The sequence below is a fragment of the Mesorhizobium sp. M1E.F.Ca.ET.041.01.1.1 genome (assembly GCF_003997355.1).
Classification (GTDB): domain Bacteria; phylum Pseudomonadota; class Alphaproteobacteria; order Rhizobiales; family Rhizobiaceae; genus Mesorhizobium.
This window is the reverse complement of sequence record NZ_RZSL01001275.1, coordinates 1-414: the sequence shown is the minus strand read 5'-3', so window position 1 is coordinate 414 and position 414 is coordinate 1. Positions and strand designations below refer to the sequence as shown.

Below are 414 nucleotides of genomic sequence, written 5' to 3'. Positions count from 1 at the left end.
CCCCGAAGGGGGGGCGACCCACGGGGGAACGACGGTTGTGATATCGTTCCTAGAGATGGTGCGCGCCATCACTGTAAAGGCTAAAATAGTTAGCAGCGAAGCGCCTACAAATCGATCAAGGCCGGGGCATTGAACGATTTGCGCGACCATTCGCGGACAGCGACCCTGTCCGACAGAGTATACGGCATAGTGCGTGAAAGCCTCAGGAGCGGCGTGTATAAGCCCGGCGAGAAGATCACGCATCGCGCCATAGCTTCTCAACTGGAGGTCAGCGTTACGCCTGTCCGAGAGGCGATTACGCGCCTTGTGTCCGAGGAAAGCCTCTCAATGGCAGGCCCGAAGACCATTAAAGCTCCAAGCCTAACGCGGTCAGACTTGGATGAGATCACGAAGATCCGCGTCAACCTTGAAGGA

1 protein-coding gene is annotated in these 414 nt (G+C 57.0%); it reads left to right on the top strand.

Going from position 1 to position 414, the window contains the following annotated elements; genetic code table 11:
* Positions 1-129 precede the first annotated feature (129 nt).
* The coding region (locus tag EOA38_RS38765) for a GntR family transcriptional regulator (RefSeq protein ID WP_189435292.1) at positions 130-414 on the top strand (285 nt) is incomplete at its 3' end.